Origin of the sequence: Mycobacterium sp. 1165178.9 (assembly GCF_001673555.1) — a bacterium.
Classification (GTDB): Bacteria; Actinomycetota; Actinomycetes; order Mycobacteriales; family Mycobacteriaceae; genus Mycobacterium.
In genome coordinates this window covers 1-10,437 of sequence record NZ_LZMB01000139.1, presented here as the reverse complement: position 1 = coordinate 10,437, position 10,437 = coordinate 1, and the positions used below count along the sequence as shown (strand labels likewise).

The following is a 10,437-nucleotide window of genomic DNA, read 5'->3' as shown; positions in this document are numbered from 1 at the left end:
CGTCGCGCACGCCGACCCGGCGGCGCCCGCCCCCGAGCCCGTGCTGCAGCCGCTGGCGCCCGGCCAGGTGTTGCGCATCGGCCCCAGTGCCGGAACCGGCACGCCGACTGTGGACTACGGCATCGGCGCGACAGACCTGTGCGAGTTCGTCGAGTTTCCCGCCGAATTGCTCCAAGTCTGCGGCGACAGCTTCGCCGGGCAGGGGGTCGGATTCGGCGGTTGGTACGCACCCGTCGCGCTGCGCGTCGACACCTCGTCCGTCGACGACCCCGGCGGAGTGCGCAACACCTGGCCGGGCGCCAGCGGCTGCAGCACGGGCTCGGGGGCGGGCGCCGCCGGGTCGGCGTGCGCGACGGTCCAGTGCGGCAGAACCAAAAACACCGCGGCGAACAGTGAGCACCGCGCGGCCAAGCGAGTAGGGGTGGTGCTCACCCGCTTGTCACCGCTGGGCGGCCAGCAACTCGGCGATCTGGATGGTGTTCAGCGCCGCCCCCTTGCGCAGGTTGTCACCGGAGATGAACAGTGCCAGGCCGCGGCCGTCGGGCACCCCGGGATCGTGCCGGATCCGGCCGACCAGGGATTCGTCGACGCCGGCGGCGGCCAACGGGGTCGGCACGTCGACCACCTTGACGCCGGGCGCGCCGGCGAGCAGCTCGCGGGCCCGCTGGGGTGACAGCGGCCGGGCGAATTCGGCGTTGATCGACAGCGAGTGCCCGGTGAACACCGGGACCCGCACACAGGTGCCGCTGACGGCCAGGTCGGGAATGCCGAGGATCTTGCGGCTCTCGTGGCGCAGCTTTTGGTCCTCGTCGGTCTCACCGGAGTCGTCGTCGACCAGCGATCCGGCCAGCGGCACCACGTTGAAGGCGATCGGCGCCACGTAGGTCTTGGGCGGCGGGAACTGCACCGCGCTGCCGTCGTGCACCAACTGCTCGGCGCCGTCGATGACCGCGCGCGCCTGCGTGGCCAGCTCCTCGACCCCGGCGACCCCGCTGCCGGACACGGCCTGATAGCTGGACACAACGAGGCGCTGCAGCCCGGCTTCGTCGTGCAGCACCTTGAGCACCGGCATCGCGGCCATCGTGGTGCAGTTCGGGTTGGCGATGATGCCCTTGGCCAGCGAGCGGGCGTCCCGGACGTCGCGGTCGAAGTTCACCTCGGATACCACCAACGGCACTTCCGGGTCCTTGCGCCAGGCCGACGAGTTGTCGATCACCGTCACGCTGGCCGCGGCGAATCGCGGCGCCTGCACCAGGGACATCGCCTTGCCCGCGGAGAACAACGCGATGTCCAGGCCGGTGGGGTCCGCCGTCGCGGCGTCCTCGACCTCGATCTCCTGGCCCCGGAATTCCAGCTTGCGGCCCTGCGAGCGCGATGACGCGAAGAACCGCACCGACGTCGCCGGGAAGTCCCGCTCGTCGAGCAACCGGCGCATCACCTGGCCGACCTGGCCGGTGGCGCCCACAACTCCAATGGCAACCATTTATCTACCCGTCCCCGCGTACACGGTCGCCGACTCCTCGCCGCCGAGCCCGAACGCCTCGTGCAACGCCACGACGGCCTTATCTAGTTCGGTGTCACGGCAAAGCACCGAGATGCGGATCTCGGACGTGGAGATCAGCTCGATGTTGACGCCCACCTCGGCCAGGGACTCGCAGAAGGTGGCAGTGACCCCGGGGTGGCTGCGCATGCCCGCCCCGATCAGCGACACCTTGCCGACGTGGTCGTCGTAGAGCAGTTGGCTGAACCCGATCTCGTCCTGGAGCGCGTCCAGCCTGGCCACCGCGGTGGGTCCGCTGTCGCGCGAGCATGTGAAGGTGATGTCGGTCTTGCCGTCCTCGACCTTGGAGACGTTCTGCAAGACCATGTCGATGTTCACGTCGGCATCGGCGAGCGCCCGGAAGACCCGAGCGGCGTATCCGGGGATGTCGGGAATGCCGACGACGGTCACCTTGGCCTCGCTGCGGTCGTGCGCGACTCCGGTCAGGATGGGGTCTTCCATGGGTATGTCCTTGATTGATCCGACGACTATGGTGCCTGGGTTTTCCGAATAGGAGGACCGGACGTGCACCGGCATGTTGTAGCGGCGTGCGTATTCCACGCAGCGCAGCATCAAAACTTTGGCGCCGCACGCCGCCATCTCGAGCATCTCCTCGAAGGTGACCGTGTCCAGCTTGCGGGCGTTGTGCACGATCCTCGGGTCGGCGCTGAAGATGCCGTCGACGTCGGTGTAGATCTCGCAGACATCGGCGTGCAGCGCCGCGGCCAGGGCCACCGCCGTGGTGTCCGAACCCCCGCGGCCCAGCGTGGTCACGTCGCGGGTGTCCTGGCTGACACCTTGGAAGCCGGCGACCAGCACGATGCGCCCTTCGTCGAGCGCGGTCCGCAGCCGTCCCGGAGTGACATCGATGATCTTGGCGTTGCCGTGCGTGCCGGTGGTGATCACGCCGGCCTGCGAACCGGTGAACGAGCGCGCCTGCGCGCCCAGCGATTCGATCGCCATCGCGACCAAGGCATTGGAGATTCGCTCGCCGGCGGTCAGCAGCATGTCGAGTTCGCGCGGAGGCGGCGCCGGGCACACCTGGTGGGCCAGATCCATCAAGTCGTCGGTGGTGTCGCCCATCGCGGACACGACGACTACTACATCGTTGCCCTGCTTCTTGGTAGCGACGATGCGCTCGGCCACCCGCCGGATCCGGTCGGCGTTCGCCACTGAGGATCCGCCGTACTTCTGCACGACGAGCGCCACGTTATTCCTGCCTCTCCGGCCTGGATATTTGAAGATTTCGGGTATAAGTCCACAACAGAATACGTGCCACCGCATGGTGATTTACGTCGCGATACCACCCAACCCCGTCGCGCGCATTCGCTGCGGTCTAGGCGGAATTTCTGCCTCAGCGCCAGAAGCGGTAAAGTCTTGGACGTGCAGCGGGTGCTCCTCCTCGGACGCCGCGACGGGGTCTGATCCAGACCGGCTTCCCGTCGCGGGTGTTCGCGATGCGCCGGTCTGAAGTTTCCCTTCTGAATCCCCCGGAGCAACTACCGTGACTTCCAATCCCGATGCATTCAGCTCGACACGAACCATCGTTCAGCCCGCGGGCCCATCGGCGCCCGGACAACCCGCATGGAACCAGCAGCGGGGCTCGTCGATGCCGGTCAACCGGTACCGCCCCTTCGCCGATGAGGTCGAGCCCATCCGGCTGCCCGACCGCACGTGGCCCGACCGCGTCATCGCTCATGCGCCGCTGTGGTGTGCGGTGGATCTTCGCGACGGCAACCAGGCGCTGATCGACCCCATGAGCCCGGCGCGCAAGCGCCGCATGTTCGATTTGCTGGTTCGCATGGGCTATAAGGAAATCGAAGTGGGATTCCCGTCGGCCAGCCAGACCGATTTCGACTTCGTCCGCGAGATCATCACCGACGGCGCCATCCCCGATGACGTCACCATCCAGGTGCTGACCCAGTGCCGGCCGGAACTGATCGAGCGCACCTTCGAGGCGTGCGACGGCGCGCCGCAGGCCATCGTGCACTTCTACAACTCGACCTCAATCCTGCAGCGCCGCGTGGTCTTTCGCGCCGACCGGGCCGCCGTACAGGCCATCGCGACCGAGGGCGCGCGCAAGTGCGTCGAAGAGGCCGCCAAGCACCCGGGCACGCGGTGGCGGTTCGAGTATTCGCCGGAGTCCTACACCGGCACCGAGCTCGAGTACGCCAGGCAGGTGTGCGACGCCGTCGGCGAAATCATCGCGCCGACGCCGGACAACCCGATCATCTTCAACCTGCCCGCGACGGTGGAGATGGCCACACCCAACGTCTACGCCGACTCGATCGAGTGGATGAGCCGCAACCTGGCCAACCGGGAATCGGTCATCCTGAGCCTGCATCCGCACAATGACCGCGGAACCGCCGTTGCGGCAGCCGAATTGGGCTACCAGGCCGGTGCCGACCGCATCGAGGGCTGCCTGTTCGGCAACGGTGAGCGCACCGGCAACGTCTGCCTGGTGACGCTGGGGCTGAACCTGTTCTCCCGCGGCGTGGACCCGCAGATCGACTTCTCCAACATCGACGAGATCCGCCGCACGGTCGAGTACTGCAACCAGCTGCCGGTGCACGAGCGTCACCCCTACGGCGGGGACCTGGTCTACACCGCGTTCTCCGGCAGCCATCAGGACGCCATCAACAAGGGTCTCGACCAGATGAAGATCGACGCGGACGCCGCGGACTCCGACGTCGACGACATGCTGTGGCAGGTGCCGTATCTGCCGATCGACCCCAAGGACGTCGGGCGCACCTACGAGGCGGTGATCCGGGTCAACTCGCAGTCCGGCAAGGGCGGCGTCGCCTACATCATGAAGGCCGACCATGGCCTGGCGCTGCCGCGGCGGCTGCAGATCGAGTTCTCCCAGGTGGTGCAGAAGATCAGCGAGGGAGAAGGCGGCGAGGTCAGCCCCAAGGAGATGTGGGACGCCTTTTCCGAGGAGTACCTGGCGCCGGTGGTGCCGCTGGAGCGGATGAAACAGCGCGTCGACGCCTCCGAGGACGACAGCGGCGTCACCCGCCTCACCGCGACCGTCAAGATAAACGGCGCGGAGACCGAGATCAGCGGGGAGGGCAACGGACCACTCGCCGCGTTCGTGCAGGCGCTGGGCGGTGTCGGTTTCGACGTGGCCGTCCTGGATTACTCCGAGCACGCCATGAGCGCCGGTGACGACGCGCAGGCGGCCGCGTATGTGGAGGCGTCGGTGGACGGTCGCACGGTCTGGGGGGTCGGCATCGCTCCGTCGATCACCTCCGCGTCGCTGCGTGCGGTCGTGTCGGCGGTCAACCGCGCCGCTCGCGGCTGACCCCGTGGTGGCGGAGTACGCCCTACGGCGGCACGGTTGCCACGCGTCGCGGCGCTAAACCCCGAGATCGCAATCGGCGAACAGCATTTGGCCCCGTTGCTGTGAGGTGCGCCCAGCCCGAGATCGGGCGCGTCTCAATTGCCGGCGTTCAGAAGTAGTGCCGGCGGCCGCCGACGGCGCGTCCGGTGGATCCGAGGATCGCCAGGATCACGCCGGCGATGACGAGGATGATGCCGATAGTCCACAGCACCGCGATCTTGAGCAGAAATCCTGCGATCAGCGCGATGATGCCCAGGATGATCATGGTTAGCCTCCCTGTTGCGGTTGACGACTGGCTAACTGGTTGCGCCAGCGATGAATCCAGTCGACCACCCCAAAGGGGGGTAGCAATACACCCCTAGGGAGGTAATCTCGCCGACATGCCACCACCGTCTCCCCGCGCGCCGATCACGGTCGCGCTCGTCGATGACTACGACGTCGTCGTGAAGGGTGTGGCCAACATGCTTGACCCGTACCGCGATCGTGTCGTGATCGCAGAACTCGACTCCACCATGCCCGTCGCTGACCCCGTCGATATCGTCCTGTACGACTCGTTTGCCCAACCCGAATCCGACCACGAGGAGATAGGGGTTTTGGTGGCGAATCCTCGGGCACGCCGAGTCGTGGTCTACACGTGGAACTTTCACCCCGACCTCGTCGAGAGCGCCCGGCGCCACGGGGCCCAGGGATACCTATCGAAGACCCTGCCGGCGCGCGAGCTGGTCGCCGCGCTGGAGGCGGTGCATTCCGGCGAGGTAATCGTCAGCGACATAACCGGACGGGCGCGCAGTGCTCCCGGGCTCGACTGGCCAGGGCGCAGCGAAGGGCTCAGCGACCGCGAGGCGGAGATCCTGGCGCTGATCACCCAAGGCAAGAGCAATGCCGACGTGGCTCGGCTGACCTACCTGAGCCCAAATACCGTGAAGTCCTACATCCGTAACGTCTACCGCAAGCTCGGCGTCGCGAGCCGCACCCAGGCCGTGCTGTGGGGCGTGCAGCACGGATTCACCCCCGACCATCACCGCATCGAACATTGGCGCGGCGGGCCCTGAAATAGCGAGGGCGGCAAGCCGCGGCTGATCAGAACAGCGCCAGCTGCTGGTCCAGGGTGCTGGCGTCGGTGAATTCGTCCATGCTGGTGCCCCCGATGACGGCACCGACGTAGTCCATGAACTGCGCGTCGCAGATCACCGGCACGCCCAGTTGCCGGGCGAGGTAGCCCTTGCCCTGCTCGGGGGCAGGATCATTGCAGACCACCAGCGACGTCTCCCGATCGACGGCCTCGGTGTAGGCCAGCCCGGCGTGCAGGATGCGTTCCACGAGTTCCTCGTGGGTGCGGCCGACCTCGGCCGCCAGCGCCACCCGCATGCCCTGCACGAGCGGCCGGCCGCCCACGTAGGGGCCGGGGTTGAGATACGGGCAGGGCATCCGGGACGCCAGCACCTTGAGCGGTCGCAGCTCGTCGTGGGTGACGCGGCCGTTCGGCCAGCGGCGCCGGGTCACCGGATGTATCGGCAACCAGATGTCGCCTGCTCGGGCCAGCTTGAGCGCCGAGGCCAGCACGCCGGTCAGCACCAGCGCGTCGTCGAACGCGTCGTGGGGCTGCTCCTGGGTGACGCCCCAGTGCGCCGCGAGCGTCTCCAACCGCAGGTTGTCGACGCCGAGGTCCAGCCGCCGGGCCAGCTCGACGGTGCACATGACGCTGTCGACGGGCAGTTCCGTCTCGGTCAGTTCGGCTTCGGCGGCAAGAAACGCGTAGTCGAACGCCACATTGTGGGCTACCAAGGTGCGGCCGCGCAGCACCTCGGCCACGTCGCCGGCGATGTCGGCGAACTGCGGCTGATCTTCCAGCATGGCGGCGGTCAGGCCGTGCACGTGCGTGGGACCAGGGTCCACGCCGGGGTTGAGCAGGCTCACCACCGACTGTTCGACGTTGCCGTCGGCGTCCAGGCCGAGCGCCGCAACGCTGATGATCCGTGCCTGACCCGGCCGAAAGCCCGAGGTCTCGACGTCGACGACGGCCCAGCCCGCGTCCGGCTCGCTGGCCGGCCGACCCCAGGGCACCCCGCTCATGCACTGAGGATGGCACGGCCGACCGACATCGCCCGTCCGCTGCGGGCCGTGTCGGGCTGATTCGATACGGACGACCCGCCGCGCCCGGCGCCGAGCGCCGCGCTTGCGATCGCCCGGAATTCGATGCGGACGACCCGCCGCCCTTAAACTCTCCGCGTGGTCACCACCCGCGCCCGTCTGGCCCTCGCCGCAGGAGCGAGCGCGCGCTGGGCGTCGCGGGTGAGCGGGCGCGGGGCCGGGGCGATGATCGGCGGCCTGATCGCGATGACGCTAGACCGCTCGGTTCTGCGGCAATTGGCCTATGGGCGGCGCACCGTGATCGTCACCGGCACCAACGGCAAATCCACCACCACGAGGATGACGTCGGCCGCGCTGGCGACGCTGGGCCCGGTCGCCACCAACGCCGAGGGCGCCAACATGGACGCCGGCCTGGTCGCGGCGCTGGCCAGCAACCGCGATGCACCCCTGGCCGCACTCGAAGTCGACGAGATGCACGTCCCGCATGTTTCCGACGCCGTCGAACCCAGCGTCGTCGTGCTGCTCAACCTGTCGCGTGACCAGCTGGACCGGGTCGGCGAGATCAACGTCATCGAGCGGACCCTGCGCGCGGGCCTGGCCCGGCACCCCACGGCGGTCGTCGTGGCCAACTGCGACGACGTGCTGATGACGTCCGCGGCGTACGACAGCCCCAACGCGGTCTGGGTGGCCGCGGGTGGTTCGTGGGCGAACGACTCGGTCAGCTGCCCGCGCAGCGGCGAGATCATCGTCCGCGACCGGGGTCACTGGTATTCCACGGGTGCCGACTTCAAACGGCCCAGCCCGCAATGGTGGTTCGACGACGACACCCTCTACGGGCCCGACGGCCTGGCCCTGCCGATGCGGTTGGCGCTGCCCGGCGCGGTCAACCGGGGCAACGCCGCCCAGGCCGTCGCGGCCGCGGTCGCGTTGGGCGCCGATCCCGCGTCGGCGGTGGCGGCCGTCTCGAGGGTCGACGAGGTCGCCGGGCGTTATCGGACCGTCCGCGTCGGTGCCCACGAGGTGCGCATCCTGCTGGCCAAGAACCCGGCCGGCTGGCAGGAGGCGCTGTCGATGGTGGACAAACATGCGGCCGGGGTGGTCATCTCGGTCAACGGCCAGGTTCCCGACGGAGAAGACCTGTCGTGGCTCTGGGATGTGCGATTCGAGCACTTCGAGGAGACGAAAGTCGTCGCCGCCGGCGAGCGCGGCACCGACCTGGCGGTGCGTCTGGGGTACGCGGGCGTCGAGCACACGCTGGTGCACGACACCGTCGCCGCGATCGCTTCATGTCCGCCGGGGCGGGTGGAGGTCGTCGCCAACTACACCGCCTTCCTCCAGCTGCAGCGATCATTGGCGCGCCATGGCTGACTCGGTGGTGCGGATCGGGTTGGTGCTCCCCGACGTGATGGGCACCTACGGCGACGGCGGCAACGCCCTGGTGCTGCGGCAGCGGCTCCGGCTCCGCGGCATCGCCGCCGAGATCGTCGAGATCACGCTGGCCGACCCGGTGCCCGAGTCGTTGGACCTGTACACGCTGGGCGGGGCCGAGGACTACGCGCAGCGCCTGGCCACCAGGCATTTGATCAAGTACCCCGGCCTGCAGCGCGCCGCGGCACGGGGCGCCCCGGTGCTGGCCATCTGCGCGGCCGTTCAGGTGCTCGGGCACTGGTATGAAACGTCGGCCGGGGAGCGCGTCGACGGTGTGGGCATGCTGGACGCGACGACGTCACCGCAACAGGCGCGCACCATTGGCGAGCTGGCGACCAAGCCGCTGCTGGCCGGCTTGACCGAGCGTCTCACCGGTTTCGAGAACCACCGCGGCGGCACCGCGCTGGGACCGGCGGCGTCGCCGCTGGGCGCGGTCATCAAGGGCGCAGGCAACGTTGCCGGCAACGGCTTCGACGGCGCGGTGCAAGGCAGCGTGATCGCGACCTACATGCACGGGCCGTGCCTGGCCCGCAATCCGCAACTGGCCGACCTGTTGCTGAGCACGGCGGTCGGCGAGCTGCCGCCGCTGCCCATGCCGGAGGTGGAGTTGCTGCGCCGCGAACGGCTGGCCGCACGCTAGGGCGTGGTAAGACGAAACGCATGGTTGCAGGCACCGCCGGTTCCGGGCAGCAAAGTTATGGGTACGCGAGGTGTCAATGAGCATCCGCGGCACAGCGACTGATTCCCGGGATACCGATGCGGCGATGCGCCGGGACACCCTGGCGACCGCCATCGGCAATTTCATGGAGTGGTACGACTTCGGCGTCTACGGCTACATCGCGACCACCATCGCCCAGGTCTTCTATCCGGGCAACAGTGTCAGCGCGGTTCATCTCATCGCGACCTTCAGCACGCTGGCGGCGGCGTACGTCGTGCGCCCGCTGGGCGGATTCGTCCTCGGCCCCCTCGGCGACCGCGTCGGGCGCAAGCGGGTTTTGGTGATCACGATTCTGCTGATGGCGGTGGGGACCACCATGACCGGCTTGCTGCCCGGCTACAGCACCATCGGCATCTGGGCGCCGATCCTGCTGCTGGTCGCCCGGGTCTTTCAAGGCTTGTCTACCGGCGGCGAGTTCGTCGGCGCGATGACCTATCTCGTTGAGCGGGCCCCGGACGGCAAGCGCGGCAGGATGGTCGGGTTCCTGCCGCTGGGCAACCTGGTCGGGTTTGTGCTCGCCGGGTTGCTGGTGACCGCTTTGCAGGCCTGGCTGCCGAGTCACGACATGTTGGCCTGGGGCTGGCGGATTCCGCTGTTGCTCGGGGCGCCATTCGGCGTCCTCGCTCTCTATTTGCGGCTGCGGATCGACGAGTCGCCCGCCTACACACAGGTGCGCAGCAACACGGATACGGCGGCTGACCGCGGCTGGCAGCAATTTCGGCGCACAGTGGTCGAGCAGTGGAAGCCGATGCTGGTCTGCGCGGCAGTCGTGGTGGCCTCCCAAGTCCCCGACTTCATGCTCACCGGATACCTGCCGACATACCTCAAAGTTGTTGTGCGCGTTAGTAATACGGCTGGGCTGGTGATCATCGTGGCGACGCTGGCGATCCTGATGGCCTCGGTGGTGTTCGTCGCCATGTTGTCCGACCGTATCGGCGTCAAACCGATCATGTGGACGGGCTGCGGGTTGCTCGTTCTGGCGTCGGTCCCGGCGTTCTTGCTGATGCGCCTCGGCGGTGTCTTGCCGTTGATCTTCATCGGTGTGCTGCTGGTCGGGCTGATGGAGCTGTGTTTCGACAGCACCACACCCCAAGCCCTGCCGGCGCTGTTCCCCACCAGGGTGCGCAGCGGCGCCCTTGCCATTTCGTACAACATCGCGCTGTCGACCGTCGGCGGAACTACGCCGGTGATCGCGCAAGCGCTGATATCCGGCACCGGCAGCGCGATGGTGCCGGCCTACATGCTGATCTTCGCGGGCTTGGTGGGGATGGTCGCCCTTCGATTCATGCCGGAAGTCGCGGGCAAGCCGCTGCCGGG

At 68.1% G+C, this 10,437-nt stretch carries 9 protein-coding genes and 1 pseudogene; 6 read left to right on the top strand and 4 right to left on the bottom strand.

Annotated features, from left to right (window positions below; genetic code table 11):
• Positions 1-289 (top strand): annotated as a pseudogene (locus A5652_RS26515) (hypothetical protein); the annotation flags it as partial.
• Positions 290-439: 150 nt separating this feature from the next.
• Here A5652_RS26515 and A5652_RS06765 read toward each other — a convergent pair.
• Positions 440-1,483, bottom strand: coding sequence for an aspartate-semialdehyde dehydrogenase (locus tag A5652_RS06765; protein ID WP_067348177.1), 1,044 nt, complete (start codon positions 1,481-1,483; stop codon positions 440-442).
• On the bottom strand, positions 1,484-2,749 hold the full coding sequence (locus tag A5652_RS06760) for an aspartate kinase (RefSeq protein WP_067348175.1): 1,266 nt from the start codon (positions 2,747-2,749) through the stop codon (positions 1,484-1,486).
• 295 nt (positions 2,750-3,044) lie between these two features.
• Between A5652_RS06760 and leuA the strand changes: the two genes are divergently transcribed.
• Entirely contained in the window at positions 3,045-4,844 is a 1,800-nt protein-coding gene (gene leuA / locus A5652_RS06755; RefSeq protein WP_067348173.1) for a 2-isopropylmalate synthase, read from the top strand.
• 148 nt (positions 4,845-4,992) lie between these two features.
• Here the strand turns inward: leuA and A5652_RS28035 are convergent, their stop codons facing one another.
• The gene (locus A5652_RS28035; RefSeq protein WP_197513806.1) at positions 4,993-5,148 is read right to left on the bottom strand and encodes a DUF6131 family protein; all 156 of its coding nucleotides are present in this window, start codon (positions 5,146-5,148) and stop codon (positions 4,993-4,995) included.
• A 115-nt stretch (positions 5,149-5,263) separates the two neighbouring features.
• Here A5652_RS28035 and A5652_RS06750 point away from each other — a divergent pair, with 115 nt between their 5' ends.
• Positions 5,264-5,935, top strand: coding sequence for a response regulator transcription factor (locus A5652_RS06750; protein ID WP_067348171.1), 672 nt, complete (start codon positions 5,264-5,266; stop codon positions 5,933-5,935).
• Between the two features lie 28 nt (positions 5,936-5,963).
• On the opposite strand, the gene A5652_RS06745 is transcribed toward A5652_RS06750, so the two are convergent.
• Positions 5,964-6,956, bottom strand: coding sequence for a DEDDh family exonuclease (locus tag A5652_RS06745; protein ID WP_067348169.1), 993 nt, complete (start codon positions 6,954-6,956; stop codon positions 5,964-5,966).
• A 156-nt stretch (positions 6,957-7,112) separates the two neighbouring features.
• Here A5652_RS06745 and A5652_RS06740 point away from each other — a divergent pair, with 156 nt between their 5' ends.
• The 3 genes from A5652_RS06740 to A5652_RS06730 all read left to right on the top strand — a co-directional run.
• A complete protein-coding gene (locus A5652_RS06740) occupies positions 7,113-8,342 on the top strand; it encodes a Mur ligase family protein (protein WP_067348164.1) in 1,230 nt (409 codons plus the stop codon).
• Positions 8,343-8,346: 4 nt separating this feature from the next.
• Positions 8,347-9,042 (top strand): type 1 glutamine amidotransferase, encoded by a 696-nt coding sequence (locus A5652_RS06735; RefSeq protein WP_156745191.1) that lies wholly within the window; start codon positions 8,347-8,349, stop codon positions 9,040-9,042.
• A 124-nt stretch (positions 9,043-9,166) separates the two neighbouring features.
• On the top strand, positions 9,167-10,437 hold a 1,271-nt coding region (locus A5652_RS06730), incomplete at its 3' end, for an MFS transporter (protein WP_067348155.1).